Source organism: Mesorhizobium sp. WSM4310 (assembly GCF_007003935.1).
Taxonomy (GTDB): Bacteria; Pseudomonadota; Alphaproteobacteria; order Rhizobiales; family Rhizobiaceae; genus Mesorhizobium.
In genome coordinates, this window is the sequence record NZ_VFTA01000053.1 from 1 (window position 1) to 16,684 (window position 16,684).

At 65.9% G+C, this 16,684-nt stretch carries 21 protein-coding genes; 10 read left to right on the forward strand and 11 right to left on the reverse strand.

The window, feature by feature from the left end; translation table 11 throughout:
• Positions 1–581, reverse strand: a 581-nt coding sequence (locus FJV80_RS31880) for a RibD family protein (RefSeq protein ID WP_142878291.1), incomplete at its 3' end; no start/stop codon positions are given.
• Between the two features lie 354 nt (positions 582–935).
• On the opposite strand from FJV80_RS31880, the gene FJV80_RS31885 reads away from it, so the two are divergent.
• From FJV80_RS31885 to FJV80_RS31905, 4 genes are all read left to right on the forward strand, one after another.
• Positions 936–1,883: a substrate-binding domain-containing protein gene (locus FJV80_RS31885; protein ID WP_095776046.1), complete on the forward strand. Its 948-nt coding sequence runs from the start codon at positions 936–938 to the stop codon at positions 1,881–1,883.
• Between the two features lie 94 nt (positions 1,884–1,977).
• Positions 1,978–3,561 carry a sugar ABC transporter ATP-binding protein gene (locus tag FJV80_RS31890; RefSeq protein ID WP_142878292.1) on the forward strand — a complete coding sequence of 528 codons (1,584 nt, stop codon included), beginning with the start codon at positions 1,978–1,980 and terminating at the stop codon, positions 3,559–3,561.
• Complete coding sequence (locus FJV80_RS31895) at positions 3,558–4,574, forward strand: ABC transporter permease (protein ID WP_038648308.1); 1,017 nt, start codon at positions 3,558–3,560, stop codon at positions 4,572–4,574. The genes FJV80_RS31890 and FJV80_RS31895 overlap by 4 nt, the downstream gene beginning before the upstream one ends.
• 223 nt (positions 4,575–4,797) lie before the next feature.
• Positions 4,798–6,096: a hypothetical protein gene (locus tag FJV80_RS31905; RefSeq protein WP_142878293.1), complete on the forward strand. Its 1,299-nt coding sequence runs from the start codon at positions 4,798–4,800 to the stop codon at positions 6,094–6,096.
• A gap of 208 nt (positions 6,097–6,304) precedes the next feature.
• On the opposite strand, the gene FJV80_RS31910 is transcribed toward FJV80_RS31905, so the two are convergent.
• From FJV80_RS31910 to FJV80_RS31925, 4 genes are all read right to left on the reverse strand, one after another.
• Positions 6,305–6,880, reverse strand: a complete 576-nt coding sequence (locus tag FJV80_RS31910) for a hypothetical protein (RefSeq protein ID WP_142878294.1) — start codon at positions 6,878–6,880, stop codon at positions 6,305–6,307.
• Positions 6,877–7,482 carry a hypothetical protein gene (locus tag FJV80_RS31915; RefSeq protein ID WP_142878295.1) on the reverse strand — a complete coding sequence of 202 codons (606 nt, stop codon included), beginning with the start codon at positions 7,480–7,482 and terminating at the stop codon, positions 6,877–6,879. The genes FJV80_RS31910 and FJV80_RS31915 overlap by 4 nt, the downstream gene beginning before the upstream one ends.
• Positions 7,479–8,066, reverse strand: a complete 588-nt coding sequence (locus FJV80_RS31920; RefSeq protein ID WP_142878296.1) for a hypothetical protein — start codon at positions 8,064–8,066, stop codon at positions 7,479–7,481. Before FJV80_RS31920 ends, FJV80_RS31915 begins: the two co-directional genes overlap by 4 nt.
• Before the next feature lie 96 nt (positions 8,067–8,162).
• Positions 8,163–8,525, reverse strand: coding sequence for a hypothetical protein (locus tag FJV80_RS31925; protein WP_142878297.1), 363 nt, complete (start codon positions 8,523–8,525; stop codon positions 8,163–8,165).
• Between the two features lie 173 nt (positions 8,526–8,698).
• On the opposite strand from FJV80_RS31925, the gene FJV80_RS31930 reads away from it, so the two are divergent.
• The gene (locus tag FJV80_RS31930) at positions 8,699–9,001 is read left to right on the forward strand and encodes a hypothetical protein (protein WP_095776040.1); all 303 of its coding nucleotides are present in this window, start codon (positions 8,699–8,701) and stop codon (positions 8,999–9,001) included.
• 46 nt (positions 9,002–9,047) lie between these two features.
• Here the strand turns inward: FJV80_RS31930 and FJV80_RS31935 are convergent, their stop codons facing one another.
• On the reverse strand, positions 9,048–9,752 hold the full coding sequence (locus FJV80_RS31935) for a helix-turn-helix transcriptional regulator (RefSeq protein ID WP_095776039.1): 705 nt from the start codon (positions 9,750–9,752) through the stop codon (positions 9,048–9,050).
• A 74-nt stretch (positions 9,753–9,826) separates the two neighbouring features.
• Here FJV80_RS31935 and FJV80_RS31940 point away from each other — a divergent pair, with 74 nt between their 5' ends.
• Together FJV80_RS31940 and FJV80_RS31945 are read left to right on the forward strand one after the other, a co-directional pair.
• On the forward strand, positions 9,827–10,210 hold the full coding sequence (locus tag FJV80_RS31940) for a hypothetical protein (RefSeq protein ID WP_246689099.1): 384 nt from the start codon (positions 9,827–9,829) through the stop codon (positions 10,208–10,210).
• Positions 10,211–10,339: 129 nt separating this feature from the next.
• A complete protein-coding gene (locus FJV80_RS31945) occupies positions 10,340–11,017 on the forward strand; it encodes a GcrA family cell cycle regulator (RefSeq protein ID WP_142878299.1) in 678 nt (225 codons plus the stop codon).
• Positions 11,018–11,019: 2 nt separating this feature from the next.
• On the opposite strand, the gene FJV80_RS31950 is transcribed toward FJV80_RS31945, so the two are convergent.
• Together FJV80_RS31950 and FJV80_RS31955 are read right to left on the reverse strand one after the other, a co-directional pair.
• Positions 11,020–11,346 carry a DUF982 domain-containing protein gene (locus FJV80_RS31950; RefSeq protein WP_179301167.1) on the reverse strand — a complete coding sequence of 109 codons (327 nt, stop codon included), beginning with the start codon at positions 11,344–11,346 and terminating at the stop codon, positions 11,020–11,022.
• A 75-nt stretch (positions 11,347–11,421) separates the two neighbouring features.
• Positions 11,422–11,703: a DUF982 domain-containing protein gene (locus tag FJV80_RS31955; RefSeq protein ID WP_142878300.1), complete on the reverse strand. Its 282-nt coding sequence runs from the start codon at positions 11,701–11,703 to the stop codon at positions 11,422–11,424.
• A gap of 80 nt (positions 11,704–11,783) precedes the next feature.
• On the opposite strand from FJV80_RS31955, the gene FJV80_RS31960 reads away from it, so the two are divergent.
• The 3 genes from FJV80_RS31960 (at position 11,784) to FJV80_RS31975 (ending at position 13,512) form a co-directional block, all read left to right on the forward strand.
• Positions 11,784–12,458: a DUF1376 domain-containing protein gene (locus FJV80_RS31960; RefSeq protein WP_142878301.1), complete on the forward strand. Its 675-nt coding sequence runs from the start codon at positions 11,784–11,786 to the stop codon at positions 12,456–12,458.
• On the forward strand, positions 12,379–12,684 hold the full coding sequence (locus FJV80_RS31965; protein ID WP_142878302.1) for a hypothetical protein: 306 nt from the start codon (positions 12,379–12,381) through the stop codon (positions 12,682–12,684). The genes FJV80_RS31960 and FJV80_RS31965 overlap by 80 nt, the downstream gene beginning before the upstream one ends.
• A 231-nt stretch (positions 12,685–12,915) precedes the next feature.
• Positions 12,916–13,512, forward strand: coding sequence for a DUF6456 domain-containing protein (locus FJV80_RS31975; RefSeq protein WP_095776032.1), 597 nt, complete (start codon positions 12,916–12,918; stop codon positions 13,510–13,512).
• An 84-nt stretch (positions 13,513–13,596) separates the two neighbouring features.
• On the opposite strand, the gene FJV80_RS31980 is transcribed toward FJV80_RS31975, so the two are convergent.
• The 3 genes from FJV80_RS31980 to FJV80_RS31990 all read right to left on the reverse strand — a co-directional run bounded on the left by FJV80_RS31980 (position 13,597) and on the right by FJV80_RS31990 (position 16,661).
• Positions 13,597–13,929 carry a hypothetical protein gene (locus FJV80_RS31980; RefSeq protein ID WP_142878303.1) on the reverse strand — a complete coding sequence of 111 codons (333 nt, stop codon included), beginning with the start codon at positions 13,927–13,929 and terminating at the stop codon, positions 13,597–13,599.
• 224 nt (positions 13,930–14,153) lie between these two features.
• Positions 14,154–14,375 (reverse strand): alkylphosphonate utilization protein, encoded by a 222-nt coding sequence (locus FJV80_RS31985; protein ID WP_095776030.1) that lies wholly within the window; start codon positions 14,373–14,375, stop codon positions 14,154–14,156.
• 252 nt (positions 14,376–14,627) lie between these two features.
• Complete coding sequence (locus FJV80_RS31990) at positions 14,628–16,661, reverse strand: acyltransferase family protein (RefSeq protein WP_142878304.1); 2,034 nt, start codon at positions 16,659–16,661, stop codon at positions 14,628–14,630.
• Positions 16,662–16,684: the final 23 nt, after the last annotated feature.

Sequence of the window (16,684 nt, forward strand, 5' to 3'; positions counted from 1 at the left end):
CCCCCCCCCGCCCCCCCCGCCCCCCCCCCCGCGACCAGAAGGCTGAGTTCATCGACAAGCCCTGCCGCGAAGAAGGAACCGTTGATGCCGGCGCCGCCTTCGAGCAGCAGCCGGCGGATTGCGAGTTCCCGCCCGAGCACTTCGAGCACGGCGGCGAGATCGATCTCGGCCGTTTCCGACACGATATAGGACACGCCGTCGGCGGCGAGCTCGGCCAGATGGCTGTCGGAGACGTCACGCCCAAGCAGCACCACGACATGGTCGCCGCCGACATCCGGCCTGGCGAAATGGAGCCTGCCGGAGGCATCGAGCGCCACGGCATAGGTGCCCGCGTCGCGTTGCGCGAAATGATGCGGCCGCTCGACCTTGCCGATCTGCGCCGGCGGGTGCGCGCCGGCCTTGCTCATCTCGGCCATGGTGACGCGGCCGACGATCCAGGCGTCGCCCTGGAGATCGCCGTGGATCTGCTCATAGAGGCCTGACCACTCGGCGCGGGTTCCGTCGGGGCTCGCGGTGTAGCGGCTCGGATGAAGACCGCCGTCGAGCGAGGCGAGCATATGGCAGATGACGTGCGGCTTCATGGTTTCTCCAGGGATGGACTGATTTTCGGGAAGGACTGAGCTTCAGGAATGGTTCGGGGGTCAAACTAGGGCCGCGGCCCCGGAATGGAAGCCGGGCAGGTCGGTTTGGCCAAAATTCCGACAATTCCGATAATTCACTGAAAGCACTGTTATATCGATGTTGCACAAATGGTTGACCCTGGGTTAGCATCCCCTGGCTGATGCCGATGGGAGGCGGTTTTTGCACGGCGATCAGCTGGAGCGGCATGCGCTGTCCCGCGCAAGGAGGATGCTCCAACACTTTGAACCGACGCATGATCCTTCCTGAAACCGTCCCGGTTTCCGGGGCGTGCGTTCTTGTGGAGGAGATCAACCATGAACAGACGTGAATTCCTGATGACGTCCGTGGCCGCGGGCGCCATGATGCTGGCCGCACGTTCGGCGTTCGCCGAGGATAAGCTGACCATACTGGGTTCGGTGCCCAATCTCGGCTTTCCGTTCTTCGTGCACATGCTGAACGAGATCAAGGCCGAAGCGCAGGCCCAGGGCGTCAACCTGACCGAAAGCGACGGACAGAATTCGGCCACCAAGCAGACCGCCGACATCGAGGCGGCGCTGGTGCAGAAGGTCAACGCCATCGTGATTTCGCCGCTCGACGTCAACGCGCTGGCGCCGGCCATCGAGGAAGCGGTCAAGGCTGGTGTTCCCGTGGTGACGATCGACCGCCGCGTCGACGGTGTCCAGGGCATTCTCGCCCATGTCGGCGCCGACAATGTCAAGGGCGGCGAGGCGGAGGCGCAGGCCATGGTGGCGGCGTTCCCCAACGGCGCCAAGCTGTTCCATCTGCAGGGCCAGCCGGGTGCCGGTCCGGCGATCGACCGCAACAAGGGCGTGCACAATGTGCTCGATCCCTTGAAGGACAAGTACCAGATCATCTTCGAGCAGACCGCCAACTTCGCCCGCGCCGAGGCGCTGTCGGTGACGGAAGCCGGGCTCGCCGCCAATGGCAAGCCGGACGCCATCATCTGCGCCAATGACGACATGGCGCTCGGTGCGCTCGAAGCCTGCGCGGCGCGCAACTTCACCGACGTCAAGATCTACGGCTTCGACGCGCTGCCGGAAGCGCTGGTTGCCGTGCGCGACGGCAAGCTCGCCGGCACGGTCGAACAGTTCCCGGGCCAGCAGTCGCGCACCGCCGTGCAGATCGCTGTCGCCTACGCCAAGAACAAGACCGAGCCGAAGGAGAAGCTGGTGCTTTTGACGCCGATCGTCATCGGCAAGGACAATCTCGACAAGGCCGAGAGGTTGAGCGAGACGAAGTAGAACTTGGCGGAGACAGGCTCATTGGCAAGGCTGGCGGGACAGCGCGCCGAAGGCGGGCGCGCTCCCGCCACTTACCGCAATACGGGAGCAACCCTTGCCAGCTGAAGCCGCGCCTGTCCTGCTTGCCGTCGAGGGCGTCACCAAGCATTTCGCCGGCGTGACCGCGCTGAGCGACGTCTCGCTCGACATCCGCCCCGGCGAAATCCTCGGCCTGCTCGGCGAGAACGGCGCGGGAAAATCGACGCTGCTCAAAATCCTGTCGGGCGTCATGCCGCCGTCCAGCGGGCGCATCATTTTCGACGGCGCCGAATACGCGCCGTCCAACCCGCAGGATGCCAAGCGGCTCGGCATCGTCACCATCTACCAGGAACTCAGCCTGATCCCGACGCTGACGGTGGCGGAGAATATTTTCATCGGCCGCGCGCCGGTCGGGCCACTGGGGCTGGTGAGCTGGCGGCGCATGGAACAGGATTCCCGCGACATCATCGCCCGCGTCGGCCTCTCCATCGATCCGATGACGCCGGTCTCGGCGCTGTCGGTGGCCGAGCAGCAACTGGTCGAGATCGCCCGCGCCCTGTCGCTCAAGAGCCGGCTGATCATCATGGACGAGCCGACATCGGCGCTGACCGAGACCGAGGTGCAGCGTCTGTTGTCGATCATGGGCCGGCTGCGCCAGGACAAGGTCGCCATCATGTTCGTCACCCACCGGCTGGAGGAGGCTTCCGCCATCTGCGACCGCATGACGGTGCTGCGCGACGGCCGGCTGGCCGGGCATCTCGACCGCGACAAGGGACGACCGATCCAGTTGCCGCGGATCATCGAGAAGATGGTCGGCCGCGCCGCCTCCGAACTCTATGCACGGCCGGTGCAGCGCGCGGTGGCCGGCGATGTCGTGCTGTCGGTGCGCGGCCTGCGCACCGTGCGCGACCCCGAGGCGCCGCACGCCATCGTGCTCGACGGCGTCGACATCGATCTCAAGGCCGGCGAAATCCTCGGCGTCGCCGGGCTTGTCGGCTCGGGCCGCACGGAGCTGGCGCGCGCCATTTTCGGCGCCGACCGCATCGCCGCCGGAACCATCATGCTCGACGGCAAACAGATCGCGCCGGCCTCACCGGCGGATGCCATCGCGCTCGGCATCGGCCTGGTGCCGGAGGACCGCAAGCACCAAGCGATCTTTGCCGCGCTCGGCATCCTGCCCAATTTCTCCGTCGCTTCGCTCGGCACGTTCAGCAACGGCTTCGGCTTCATGGCCGAGCGGCGCGAGCGCGACGCGCTGTCGGGTTTCAGGAAAATGCTGTCGATCCGGATGGCCTCGGCCGAGCAGGCCATCGAGGGCCTGTCGGGCGGCAACCAGCAGAAGGTCATCCTGGCGCGCTGGCTGGCGCGTGACCCGAAAGTGCTGATCGTCGACGAGCCGACGCGCGGCGTCGATGTCGGCGCCAAGGCGGAGGTGCATCAGATCCTGGTGCAACTGGCGGCGCGCGGCATCGCGGTGATGATGATCTCGTCCGAGCTGCCCGAAGTGCTGGCGGTGTCGGACCGCATCGTCACCATGCGCCGGGGCCGCATCACCGGTGAGATGCCGGGCGTCGAGGCAAACGAGGAAAAACTGATGGAACTGATGGCGCTCGACAGCCAAGATGCGCTTGGGCAGGATGCGGAGGATCAGGCACGATGAGCATCGCCGAAGAGCAGAGCCAGCGCGGCGGCGCGACGATCGCGCGGTTGCTGATGAGTTTCGGGCCGCTGCTGTTCCTGGCGGCGCTGGTCGTCGTCTTCACGGTGCTGAAGCCGAGCTTCATCGACCCGATCAATCTGTTCAACATCACGCGGCAGATCTCGATCACCGGGCTGATCGCGCTCGGCATGACCTTCGTCATCCTCACCGCCGGCATCGACCTGTCGGTTGGCTCGCTGCTGGCCTTCTGCGGCATGGTCGCCGCCGTCGTCGCCAAGGGCGGTGCGGCCAACACGCTGTCGCTGTCGACCTCAGGCACGCAGGGCTATGGCTGGTTCGCGGCGCTGCTCGCCGCCGTCATCGTCGGCGCCGCCGCCGGCGGCGTGCAGGGGCTTGCCATCACCCGACTGAAAGTGCCGCCCTTCGTCGTCACGCTGGGCGGGCTGACGGTGTTTCGCGGGCTGACGCTGACCATCTCCAATGGCGGCCCGATCTCCGGTTTCGACGCCTCGATGCGCTGGTTCGGCACGGGGCTGATCGGCCCGGTGCCGGTGCCGGCCATCATCTTCGCCATCGCCGCGATCCTGTGCCACATCGTGCTGCGCTACACGCGCTACGGACGCGCCGTCTACGCCGTCGGCGGCAATGCAGAGGCGGCACGGCTCTCGGGCCTGCGCGTCGACCGAATCCTTGTCTCGGTCTATGTCATCGTCGGCTTCTTCGCCGGGCTTGCCGCCTTCGTGCTGTCGGCGCGGCTCAATTCCTCGGAAGCGGTCGCCGGCATCGGCTACGAGCTGACGGTCATCTCCGCCGTCGTCATCGGCGGCACCTCGCTGTTCGGCGGCATCGGCTCGGTCGGCGGTACGGTGGTGGGCGCAGCGCTCATCGGTGTGCTGCAGAACGGGCTGCAGTTCAACAATGTCTCGTCCTACACGCAAAGCATCGTGATCGGGCTCATCCTGATCCTGGCGGTGGCGTTTGACCGGTGGCTGAAGTCGCGGGTGCGGCGGTAAGGGCAAGAGGTCTGCGCTCACCCCCTCTGTGCTGCCGGACAGAGGGGGCGCCTCGCACCAGCACTTTCACCCCGGCAACTGCTCCTCGATAATCCGCTCCGAACCCGGCACCAACTGCCTGGCCTGATCAAACCGCAGCACGACCATCCATTTCCCGGCCCGGTTGCAAAACGATCGGGCCTTGCTAGAAAGGCCTGGGGCGGGTGGCATCGTGAGAGACCTCATGTTTGCCGATATCATCAGGCCGATCAGCTTGAGTTTTTCGCTGCTGCGGCGCTTCTGGCCGCAGCTTGTCGCGCTGGTGCTGGCCGGGGTGCTGGCCGGCGATCTCCTGCTGCAGCTGGCGGCGAAAGTGGCGCTCGCCAATCATTTCGCCGGGCTCGCCATGCTGACGCTGGTGGCGCTGGCGCAGCTGGTGGTGACGGTGGCGATGTTCCATGTGCTGCGCCCCGGGCTGCCGCATCTCTTGGCCGCGCAGCGCGGCGCCGACAAGGCCGCGAAGCAACAGGACACTGCCGACCGGCGCGGCTCGCGGCTGGTGCGCATGATCACCATCGCGCTGCTGCCTTTCTTCGCCTATTACGCGGCCTGGGGGTTTCTCGGCGATATCGTGCGGCAATATTCGCGCGCCACGCTCGACCAGGCCGATTTCGGCCAGGCCGGAAATGTGCTCGACGTGCTGGATTCGCGCTGGCTGCTGATCTCGGTGGCGGTGTCCTGGCTGATCCGCCGGCTGGCCAAGTTCATGCAGACGAAAACCAAGACCGCCTCGTTCTGGCAGATCGTGGTGGTGATCTGCGAGACCAACTGGATCTTCGTCGGTCTCTATGTGATCAGCCGCTGGAAGGACACGGCGCTGCAATGGCTGATGAGCCGCTCCTTCTGGTCGGTGCTGCAGGCCACCGCCGACGGGCTGGCGAGCCCGGTGCCGGTGGCGAATGCGGCCCCGATGGTGCCGGTCGAAATCACCTCGATCGCGCCCTCGACGGTGGCCGTCAACCTGTTCTTCTACATGCTCCTGCCGCTGATCTGGCTGGTCATGGCGGCGCTGATCTACGGCTATGACGTGCGCGAAGATGCTGCCCTGATGCGCGTGCACGACCGGGTGGAGCGCTTCGGCGCGCGCTATGCCGGCCTGCCGAAATTCCTGCGCGACTTCGTCGAGCATTTCATCGCCGGCTACCGCTCGCGCTATCTGCCAATCGCCAATGGCGTGCGGCTGACGGTGAGTTCCAGCCTGCTGCTTCTGTGCACGCTGATCGTCGGCTATCGCCTCATTGACTGGAGCGCCGCCTGGCTGTGGCTCGGCGCGACGCGGCTGATCGGGCCGCACGAACTCGATGTCTGGCAGATTTTCTCGCACGGGGTGACGCTGCTGTTCGGCAGCCCGTTCCAGGATTCCTCCACCGGCATTTTGATCGAGCCGATCAGGATATGCTTTCTGGCCGCGGTGCTGGAGACGGCGTTTTCGCTGAGTTCCCTTCGCCCCGTTCACGGGGAGAAGGTGCCGACAGGCGGATGAGGGGCGGCGCTGACGTGAAAGAATTGGGCTTGGATACGCAAAGCCGGTGCTGACCGCGACGTTGGGCAAATCAGCCACTTACCGGAGCGTTGGCGCTGCCCCTCATTGCCCTGCCGGGCGTTCGTCACTCGAAAAGCCAAGCAATTGGCTTTTCGTCCGCTTCGCGGACCGCTTCTCAACTCCCCGTATAGTGACGGGGAGAAAGTAGCTATTTCGGCGGCCCCTGGAAGCGCAGAAACCAGGGCCGCTCGCTGCCCAGCCCGACCGCCGGGCGGATCGTTTTCACCGCATCCTCCGGCACAATAAAAGTGTCGCCGATGGTGATGGTGTCGCCCTTCCTGGCGCTGGAGAAGATCGCCGAGGTGCAGCTCATCACGCCCGCCGGCAGGCTGACGCCGCTGATGGCATCCGGCAGCCAGCGGCGCCCGGCGGCGTCGGTCAGCATCAGCTTGCAGCCCAGCCACTGCTTTTGCAGGTCGGGGTCACCTATCTTGACCGAGAACGTGGCGATGACGGCGAAGGCGTGGTCGGGCAGGCGGCCGGCCTTGCCGCCGCGCAGATCGGCCAGTTTCCAGTCGCTGCCGCCGAACGGCACGGCCTGGCCGAAATCGACATCCCGGGCGATGAGGTCCTCGCCATGCAGCCATTCGCGCAGGCTGTCATAGCTGGTCTCGGCCAGCGTCAGCGGCAGCAGGATGGCAAGCGCCACAAGGCTGCGCCGCCGCCATTTTTTCTCGGGCTGCCGGTCTTCGCCGGCGATCGGTCCGGTAGAAACGGCGCTCATGACTTGCCTTGAAGTGTCTGGGCCTGCGGGGCATCCAAGTCGAATTCCGGCAGCACATCCGCCGGCTGGCCGTCGGCGCTTGTCGGCACCCCATCGAGGCTGATGCGCGCCTGGGCGTCGAGCGGGGCGAACTGGCGCGCTGCTATCAGCAGGCTGGCGCCGCGGATCTGGTCGGGCGGTATTTCGAACACGAACAGGCCGCGCTTCTCCAGGCCCGGATCGACGCCATGCGGCGGCATGTCCTGGCGGTAGCCGAGCCGCTCCGTCTGGTGGTAGCGCAGCCCGGTCGGGCCTTGCCAGGTGCCCTCGGCAACCGTTGTGGAGGCGGCGGTGGCGGTGAGATTGGTCGATACCACCGCCCACAGGCCGCTGGTGGTCAAAGACCTTTCCTGGCCGAACTGGTTGGTTTTCAGGGCGCGGGCAAAGACGACCTTGTCGAGCCGGACATCGAAGCTGCGCGCGCGCACGGTGTCGCGCATGGCGCCATCGACCGGGATCGGCGCGGTGAGGTCGGCATAATGTGGTTTCGACACCTGCATGCCGTAGCTCAGCGCTACGGTGCTGGCGAGGATGACGAGATTGCCGAGGATGCGGATTCTCATGAGCCGGTTCCCGGCGCCGGCACGTCGGCGACCGGCAAGGCGATGGTGCCGAGCCGGTAGGGATTGAACCAGCCGGGCATGCCGTAGAGGTTGTCGCGCGGCTTGAAGATCTCGGCGGTGACGCCGAAGCTCAAGCTGGCCGGGACAGCGGCGTCGCCGGCCAGCGGCCAGACATAGGCCATGCGCTCGGTCATGCCGGGATGCAGTTCCGGCGTCAGCGTCGAATCACGGATTAGCGCGATCGTCGGCATGGGGTCGGGCAAGGTGATGCCGTCCGGCTTGAAGACATCGAAATAGGCCTTATCGGATTGCGCGGTGCGGTTGGTCATGTCGGCCTCCAGCACCAGCGCCTTCTGGCCGGGCTTCAAGAGCACGCCATAGGTTCTGGCGTGGCTGACATAGGCGCGCACCGGCTGGACGCGCCAGCGCCCGGCATCGATGGCGGCATCAAGCGGCAATTGCGGCGGAGCGTGGGCGGGCAGGGCGCCGAAAGCGCCCATCAGACCGGCAACGAACAGCGCCGCGATGGTCCCCGCGCCGGCCGTGATCCAGGTTTGAACTTTTGAGCGGGCAGTCCTGAACATTCCAAATCATGCACGTCGAACAGCCACCCACGCACAATCTAGAAAGAAACAGAACCGATTGGAACCCGCAAATGGCTGGTCCAACATGGCCGGTCTTCAGGCCGCTTCGCGCGCCCACAGGCGATGGCCGTGGCGGCGGAAGAAGCGGGCCACGAGACGCTGCTGCCTCGCCCGGACGAGGTCGGGCAGGCGCCGTTCCTGGCGCCAGCGCGGCATGTTGCGCCAGCAGGCGATGAAACGGGCAGTGTCCTCGATGGCCTCCTGCGCCGACAGCGCCGGGCCGATCGCCGCCAGGAACAGCGGTTCGGATTGTTTCAACTCGTCGATGACGGCCTTGCGCCGGAAATGCTCCTGGCGGGCCTGCGCGATGCCGTTGCGGCGGATCGCCTCGAAGGCTTCAAGCAGAGCAGGGCTGTCGCCGGTGTAACCGCAGGCGCGGGCGAAATCGGCGGCATCCATCATTGCTCCCGGGTCTGGTGCGGCAGGCGACTCACGTTTGTGAGTTTTTGGAAGCATAACTCAAAAATTGATAAAAGGGAAACTTTTGGGAAAGTGTTAAAACTGCGACTCGACTCCAGGGCTAAAACGCAGGATTATGCGAACAAATCAGGAACAAATGGGGTGGAGTGGCAATGGCATTGCCGGGCAGGAAACCAGTCATCGCGCATGTCGTCTCGATATCGGTCGAGTGCGCCGATTGCGGCCGCAACAGATGGTGGAAACCGGATGAACTCCGGCGTTTCGGGGTGACGGGCAGCACGCCGCTGGCGGAGCTTTCTGGCCGCATCGTCTGCTCGGCCTGCCGCGCCGACGGGCTGCCGGGCACGGCGATCTCGATCCAGGCGGCCTTCCTCGACGAGCGCCAGCGCGTGCGCAGCGAAGCGCAGATGCTGAGCGAGCGCGAGGTGCTGGTGGAGGGGGCGAAGCGGGCTTGAGGGGGCTGGTTCTTCCTTCTCCCACAAGGGGAGAAGGAAAAAGGGCCTAATATCCCAGCAATTCCTTCAGCGGGATGACCCGCCAGACATGCTTGATCGCATAGCGGTTGAAGGTCAGCGTCTTGGGCGGATTGTACTGCTCGACCACCAGCTCGCCCGCCGTGCGCTTGACCAGTTTCTTGATGAAGGCCTTGCCGTTGCGCTCGTTTTCTTCCGGGAACGTCTCGATCACCACATGGTCGCCGGGGATCGCGTCGCGGCCGCCGCAATAGATGAGGTCGCCGGGTTCGTAGCGTGGCACCATGGAGTCGCTCAGCACATGCAGCGCGAAGACTTTCGGCAGGTTGCGCACGCCCGGCGGGCGCTGGACATAGCCGGCGGGCTCGCCGTTGAAGGTGAAGTCGCCGTCATCGCCGCCGACCGCGGCGCCCAGCACCTCGATATCCATTGAGCCGGCGGGCATCGGGCCGGCATCGGTGACGATCTCGGCGTCGGCCACCGGGCCGGCATCGTCGAGGAAGACGACCTGCCCCTGGCCGAGCGCGACGGGGTCGACGCGCAGGAAGGCGGCGGTCTTCAGAAGGTTCTCGGTCTTGGGCAGGTTGCGGCCGGTTTCCCAATTGCCGACGGCGGCGACATCGGTGTCGTTGTGCTCGGCAATGTGGCGCATGACCAGGCCGCGCTGCTTGCGCGCCTGGCGTATCGCCGCCCCGACCTTGATCGACAGTTCCGTTTTGGCCATGGCACCCATGTGAGCGATGAAAGCGGCTCTCGTCTATGAAAGAATGGCTTGCATATATTTTTGAGTTATGCTTATATCCGGCCATGCAAAACCTGTCCAGCTTTCATGGCGCGGTAGCGCCGGCCTCACGCGAGGCAAACAAGGCGACCGATGTCGCCGCCCTTCCGTCCCGGCCGTCCTCCTCCCCGGCCGAGGCGAAGCCCGAGCGCCTTGATGCCTCGGGTCCGGCCCGCCCGTCCCCGGCGGCCGGAACGGCCGGAGCCGCCGCTCCCCTCGGCTCCGGCCCCCAATTCGACCGGCCCGTTTTGTCCGCCGGTCCTTATGCGCGCTCCTGCATCAGCACGCAGGACGGCACCGTCATCCTGCTCGAACCGATGACGGGCAGGGCGGTTTCCGCTCCCGACAGGAATACCACCGGGGCGCGGCTGGCGCGCCTGGCCGCCGGGCACGCGATCCGCTCCGGCTGATCCGGCCCGCGAGCCGGCTTTCGCACCGAACACCCTGACCGTGGCCCGGACCGGGCCCGAACCCTGACGCCTGGCCGACGGCGCGCTCTCGAGCGCTGCCGAAGGCGGACCCCTGGATGGAGCCTGGAGATGGCAAGCTACAGCGACGTCGAACTGCAAGAGATCGCCCGCTGGCTGGAGGAGGGGCTTTCGGCCTCGAGGATCGCGGCGGCGTTCAGCGCGCTGCGCGACAGCCCGGTGTCACGCAACGCCATCATCGGCATCGTCCACCGCAACGCCATGCTGGGCGCGATCGGCTTTGCCAATGGCCGTGGGATGCCGCCGGCCGCGAGACAAGCCGCCGGCGAGCAAGCAATATGCAAGCCGGCGGCCGCAAAGCAGGCAAAGGGCAAGCCCAGCGGCAAGGCAGTGGCGCAACAACGCGCCGGCGTCCATGCCGCCGGGGACGCGCGCAAGAACAAGGCGCGGACCAGGCGCGAATCCTCGCCGGCGTGGCTGCCGCCGCGCCTGTTCGTGCGCGAGGTGGGCGTGCTGATCGCCGATGGCGAGGCCTACCGTCTACAGGTGCCGGCGCCGCAGCGCGCACCGGTCGGCCGCCAGCCGCATGGCGTGGCGATGCGCTTCGCAGACTGCCTCTTCGACCGCTGCCGTGCGCCGCTCGATCTCACCCTGGAAGAGGATCCGGAGAACGACGCGCCGGGCGGCCGGCCCGGCGCCGACATGCTGTGCTGCGGCATGCGAACGAAAGCGCAGAAAAGCTACTGCGGCTACCACCAGGCGCGGTTTCAGCGGCGGGTTTGCCAGTGAGCCTATTTCGGTATCTGCCGGCCCTGCTTGGGCATGCGGCTTTGGACGCTGCGTGCCTCGAGCCGCATGGCCGGGCCGCCTTCGGCAACCAGGATGCCGGAGACGCGGGCAAAGCCGGTGAACACCTTAATCGCGTCGGATTCGGAGATCTGCGCGGCGATCGCGGCACTGCAGGCGTTGAGCGCGCTGCGGTAGACGTGACCGCGCCGCTCGATCGGCCAGCGCTGCAGGAAATCGGCGGCATCGCTGACGCTGTCGATCTCCTCGACATGTCCTTCCAGGCTTACTTTGAGCGGCACTCCGGTTTTCAGCGTACCCACGGCGTTCACCTTCGATCTCAGCGAGACTATAAAGCCCGCGCTTATAAACGCGCAAGGCCGCCACGCGGTTGCATCGCCCCGGCGTCACGGGCCGGCGGCGGCGTCGAGCCAGTCATGCGCGCGGCTTCTCGGCTTCACCACCAAGATGCCCTGTTGCCTGGCGGCCTTGCTGAAGGCCTCGAAGGCGGTACGCGGGCAGCAACTGCCCTCGACCGCCAGGCGGACCAGCCTTGCGGCATCGATGTAGGCGGGTGCGGTCTTGTCGGGCCATTGCTGTCGCAATGCCGTTTCGGCGTCGGCCACCGAGCCGACCAGCATGGTCTTGTTGTTGCAAAAGCGCAGCGTAATCGGCATGAACGCCGTCATCGGCAAACCTCCCCTTTGCATCGACGCGTCATAACGTGCGGGCCGGCGGCTGGTTCCATTAGCTTGCGTGCAGGCATGGTATGAGCGAGCGGCCCTTCATGCAGCTCTACGTCTCCGATTTCGTCGGCGACACCTTGCAACTCTCCACCGAGCAGATCGGTGCCTACATGCTCATCCTGATGGCGATGTGGAACGCCGGCGGCCGGCTGCCCGATGACGACGCCAAGCTCGCGCGGGTCGCGCGCCTTTCCCTGAAAAGATGGCGCGCCATCAGCGCCGATCTGTTGGGTTTCTTCGAGCGCCAGGCGGGCGAGATCGGCCACAAGAGGCTGACCAGGGAATTGCACAAGGCGCAGGTCAAAAGCGAGGCGAGGGCCGCCGCCGGCGCACGCGGCGGTGCCGTCACCGCCTTGAAAACAAAGGCGCATGGGGCGGCAAGTGCCGGCGCTTTGCCGCGGCATTCTCCAGACTCCAGAAACCAGAGTGAAAAAGCTTCCGCTTTTTCAGGCGAAAACAACCGGCATGTTTCGGCGCAAGGACCGCGAGAGCCGTTCTGTCGCGACGGTGCGCAGCGTTCTTCATCGCGCGCGGCCAGTTCCAAGAAACCGCCCGGCTGGCAGCGGCCGAGAACCCATGCCGACGCCGCCAACGCCATCATCGAGGAGATCCGCAGCCATGACCGCAGCCGAACTGCAGCAGGCGACGAAGGCGCTGGCCGCGATGTTCTCATGCTTCCCGCAATCCGCCCTGACTGACGTCGAGATGCAGATGCGCGGCTATCTCGGCGCGGTGCGCGACGCCGAGCTTGCCGATCTGCAGGCCGCCATCCAGCGCTTCGTGCGCGGCGAGGTGAGGAGCGGCAACGCCCAGTTCTGCCCGTCCAGCGCGCAGCTCTGCATCGAAGTGCGGGAGCGGAAAACGATGCGCGAGTTGATGGCGCGGCGGGCGGCGCAAGCGCCCGCGAATCTGGTGACGGGATGATCAGACAGGTCGGTGGGACAGCGCCCCCCTCTGGCCTGCCGGCCATCTCCCCCACGGGTGGGGAGATTGGCAGCGTCGCCGGCGCCGCCTTCCTGCAACGCTGATGATTGGCGAAAGCCGACACGACATCTGATCTCCCCCTCGTGGGGGAGATGCCTGGCAGGGCAGAGGGGGGCGCTGCCCCGCCGACCTTTCCAAAAACACCACACCCCAAACCCAAGGAGCCACTCCATGCCCAAAAAAGCCAAAGCCGCCAAACCGCAGGCGCCGAAATTGCCGAAGGGCGAGGCAGAGCAAGTGCGCATACGTCGCGAGCTCGGCCATGATTTCGCGCTTAGCGACGACGCCTTCGGCCGCAAGCGGCTGGCCGCCGGCACGGCTGAGGCGCGGCGCGTCTACGAGGTGTCGAATGACGGCTACACGTCCACCGGCGGCATCGTGCGGGTGCGCAATGTCGACCCGCTCGTCGGCATCACCTCGCTGTCGCGCCAGCAGCGCGAGGCCGGCCAGCGCTACCGCGAGGATTTCCAGTGCAGCCAGCAGGCGAGCGTGAAGCCGATGCGCTGGAGCGAGCGCGTCGATAGCGGCCGCCATGGCGGCGGCATCGCTGACAGCGTGCTCGACGCCGGCCGCGCGCATGCCGCCGCCACAAGGGCGCTGGGGCATTGGGAGGTCGTGGCGGTGGTGCGGCAAGTCTGCTGCGCGGGCGGCTCGATCAAGAGCCTGGCGGAGCAGACGGGCGAGGGGCGCGATGTGGTGACGAAGCTGTTGAAGGTGGGGCTCGACCTGCTGGCGGTGCATTATGGGATGATGATGGGGCGCGGATAGCGGCGCTGTCATCCGGGAGCGATGCGCAAGCGAATGTCAAAGGGCAATCCGGCCGGCATGGTGCCAGCCGGATCTAGTCGCAAGTCAGTTCCTGCAGACGCGGACTGTTTCGATGACGCGATGGTGGTGACGCCAGTGCCTGATCACCTCGGTGTGACAGCGGCGATGGTACATGCCGTAGTAACGTCGATGGTACATGCCGTAGTAACGCGGCCGGTAGCCTTCGTCATACATACTGTATCGGCCATAGTAGCCGTCGTCGTTGTAGTCGCGATGATGATGACGATATCTGGGAACATAATAGTCGTCGTCATAGCCGTTGCCGATGCCAAGCGTGATGCTGGCGGCATTCGCCGGTGCTATCACCGACACGGCCGAAGCAATCGCGATCACGGATGCGAGCAAGAGTTTCTTCATGACAACCTCCTCTTCAAGGTCTGTCTAATAAACGCCGCCGGCGCGGCCCTGTTCCCATGAAGCCGGTAAACCAATGTTTCTCACGGTGACGGCGACAGGCGGGGGAATGCGCTGGATCGAGCGCGTCGTCGGGATAGGCTGGCCAACGGGCAGGTCCCGCCCTTGGGGCCGCAGGGCCAATCCGGGTCTGCCAGGGCGCCGACTTAGCGCCCCCGCAACTCGGCTCACGCCTTTTTCAGGAATTCGGTTTTCAGCACCAGGCCCTTCACCTGCTTGGTGTTGCATTCGATCTCGCCTGGATTGCCGGTAAGGCGGATGTTCTTCACCAGCGTGCCCCGCTTGATCGTCTCCGATGTGCCCTTGACCTTCAGGTCCTTGATCAGGGTCACGGAGTCCCCCTCGTTCAACTGGCTGCCGTTGCTGTCTCTCACGATCGGGTCTGTCATGTCTTTCTCTTCTGCGCGGGGCCGGGTGAGCGCGGGCTTAAGGCTTCGACCGCCGCCTCGTCAATGCGCTGCCGGGCCAAATCGTCGGGCTGTTGCGGTCAGACGCCGCTGTCTCGACCTCAAACCTAAGGTGCGCCGCGTTGAAGCTGGATCCACTTTTGCACGACATGCATTGGAGCGGGTTATCGTTCATGGAAAGGCCGACCCGCTCTATCTCTTTGTTTTTCTTGAAATTCCGAACGGAGAATTGCTCTAGAACAGCGCCTTCTCCAGCGGCCCCTCCAAGGTCTCGGCAAACGCCGTCGCCAGATGATGCCGGTCGCGGAATGCCAGTTTGCCTGATATGAACACGTGGCACTGTGTGGGGCCGCAGAAGCGGTCGGTGAGGTCGACATAGCGCGTGTCGGGCACGCTCTTGACCACGGCGCGCTCTTGCGCCGCCGCGCCGTCATTGGCGGCTTGCGCCCGCGGCGTGTCGCAGCGCGAGGGCGCCTCGCGCCACCACAGGGCGCGCGCCACGCAGGAATCGGCGAAACTGTCGCCGATCGGCGTGTCGCGGATGACGGCGGTCTCGACGCCGGCCTGGCTGAAGGCATGCAGTGTGGAGCGCAGGCCGGCCTGCCAGCGCGCCGTCTCGGCCTTGCGGCCGGCGGCGGGCATGTCGCGCGTCAGATTGCCGATTGAGAATTCCGAGATCACCACAAGGCGCGGCTTGCGGCGGATGATGTCGGCGATCGCCTGTTCGCGCCAGGCGTCGCATTCGGTGTAGTCGCGCTTCAGCACGGTGTTGAAGGTCGACAGACGCGAGGCGCGGCACGAGGATTTGAGATAAGTGATCACCTTGGTGTCGTTGCGCCTGGCAGCCTCGACCAGCGGGGTCGACCAATGGTCGGCATGCGAATCGCCGAACAGCACGATGGTGTGGGCGGCATCTGCCGGGCCGAAGGTGCAGGGTTTCGGCTTCACCGTGTGGAAGTCGAGCAGGCAGTTCTTGTCCACGGCACGCGCGATGGAGGGCTGTTCGGCGGCCTGTTCGATGCCGCGCTGGGCGAGGTCGATGTTGCGCGTCGCCAGATGCGCATTTGCATAGGCCGCCGCCACGCCCACGCCGGTCAGCGCCAGCGCGGGAACCAGAGCAATTCCGGGAAAAGTGTGAAGCGGTTTTCCCTGGGGAATTGCGGCAAAACGAACCGCACGCGCGCCCGCCGTCAGCCAGCCGCCGCGCCGCGCCGGGTTCTCGATCAAATGATAGGTGAGGAATGCCAGCGCCAATGACAGCGCGCCGCAGCCGAGGCGCTGGACGACGCTGAGATCCGGCACCAACATGCCGGCATAGACGATGACCGGCCAGTGCCAGAGATAGAGAGAATAGGAGAGCGTGCCGACCCATTGCAGAGGCGGCAGCGACAGCGCGGAGGCGGGCGTCAGGGACTGCCAACGGGCCGGGCCCGCTGCCTGCTGGTCGTGCTTTTCGCCCGCGCCGCTCAGCAGCACCAGCACCGTGCCAACGACCGGGAGCAGCGCGTACCAGCCGGGGAAGGGCAGGTCTTCGCTCAAGCAGAGATAGGCCGTCGCGATCAGCGCCAGGCCGAGCCAGCCCTGCGCTGTTCGCAGCCATGGCCGCCGTTGCCACAAGGCCGCCGGGGCCAGCGTCGCCAGGCCGCCGGCGGCGAACTCCCAGGCGCGCAGCGGCGAGAAGTAGAAGGCCCAGGCCGGCGACAGGCTGGTCAGCCACAGGCAGGCGGCGAAGGAGGCGAGGCCGACGACGCCGATCACCACGACAGCCATGCGCCGACCCGGGCGCAGCCAGGCGGCGAAGAGCAGCAGCGCCGGCCAGACGAGATAGAACTGCTCCTCCACCGACAGCGACCAGAAGTGGATGAAGGGATTGCTCAAGGCGTCCGCGGCGAAATAATCGAACGACCAGCGCAGCAGCCACAGATTGATGGCATAGGCCGAGGCGAACATGGCGCCGCGCGAATAGAGCGCCTGCTCCTGCGGCGCCAGGATGAAATAGCCGAGGCCAAGCGTCGCCAGGATCACGAACAGGGCCGCCGGCAAGAGACGCCGGGCGCGCCGCGCATAGAAGCGCCAGAGGTCAAGCCGGCCGGTCTCGGTGATCTCGCCCATAAGGTGCGTGGTGATCAGCCAGCCGGAGATGACGAAGAAGATGTCGACGCCGGCAAAGCCGCCGGGGAGGGCCGAGAGGCCGAAATGATAGGCCACGACGCCGCCGACCGCCAGCGCGCGCAATCCTTGTATATCAGGCCGAAACGATGCCGCCACGACAGCTCCTTCGTTACTTCAAG

Excerpts from the sequence above, each read along its gene's own strand:
- FJV80_RS31935 (WP_095776039.1), bottom strand. The coding sequence starts at position 9,752 with ATGGGTGCCATGGCCAAAACGGAACTGTCGATCAAGGTCGGGGCGGCG.
- FJV80_RS31975 (WP_095776032.1), top strand. The coding sequence starts at position 12,916 with ATGCCCAAAAAAGCCAAAGCCGCCAAACCGCAGGCGCCGAAATTGCCG.
- FJV80_RS31940 (WP_246689099.1), top strand. The coding sequence starts at position 9,827 with ATGCAAAACCTGTCCAGCTTTCATGGCGCGGTAGCGCCGGCCTCACGC.
- FJV80_RS31910 (WP_142878294.1), bottom strand. The coding sequence starts at position 6,880 with ATGAGCGCCGTTTCTACCGGACCGATCGCCGGCGAAGACCGGCAGCCC.
- FJV80_RS31905 (WP_142878293.1), top strand. The coding sequence starts at position 4,798 with ATGTTTGCCGATATCATCAGGCCGATCAGCTTGAGTTTTTCGCTGCTG.
- FJV80_RS31920 (WP_142878296.1), bottom strand. The coding sequence starts at position 8,066 with ATGTTCAGGACTGCCCGCTCAAAAGTTCAAACCTGGATCACGGCCGGC.
- FJV80_RS31930 (WP_095776040.1), top strand. The coding sequence starts at position 8,699 with ATGGCATTGCCGGGCAGGAAACCAGTCATCGCGCATGTCGTCTCGATA.
- FJV80_RS31895 (WP_038648308.1), top strand. The coding sequence starts at position 3,558 with ATGAGCATCGCCGAAGAGCAGAGCCAGCGCGGCGGCGCGACGATCGCG.
- FJV80_RS31955 (WP_142878300.1), bottom strand. The coding sequence starts at position 11,703 with ATGACGGCGTTCATGCCGATTACGCTGCGCTTTTGCAACAACAAGACC.
- FJV80_RS31980 (WP_142878303.1), bottom strand. The coding sequence starts at position 13,929 with ATGAAGAAACTCTTGCTCGCATCCGTGATCGCGATTGCTTCGGCCGTG.
- FJV80_RS31985 (WP_095776030.1), bottom strand. The coding sequence starts at position 14,375 with ATGACAGACCCGATCGTGAGAGACAGCAACGGCAGCCAGTTGAACGAG.
- FJV80_RS31965 (WP_142878302.1), top strand. The coding sequence starts at position 12,379 with ATGACCGCAGCCGAACTGCAGCAGGCGACGAAGGCGCTGGCCGCGATG.
- FJV80_RS31960 (WP_142878301.1), top strand. The coding sequence starts at position 11,784 with ATGAGCGAGCGGCCCTTCATGCAGCTCTACGTCTCCGATTTCGTCGGC.
- FJV80_RS31915 (WP_142878295.1), bottom strand. The coding sequence starts at position 7,482 with ATGAGAATCCGCATCCTCGGCAATCTCGTCATCCTCGCCAGCACCGTA.
- FJV80_RS31885 (WP_095776046.1), top strand. The coding sequence starts at position 936 with ATGAACAGACGTGAATTCCTGATGACGTCCGTGGCCGCGGGCGCCATG.
- FJV80_RS31945 (WP_142878299.1), top strand. The coding sequence starts at position 10,340 with ATGGCAAGCTACAGCGACGTCGAACTGCAAGAGATCGCCCGCTGGCTG.
- FJV80_RS31925 (WP_142878297.1), bottom strand. The coding sequence starts at position 8,525 with ATGGATGCCGCCGATTTCGCCCGCGCCTGCGGTTACACCGGCGACAGC.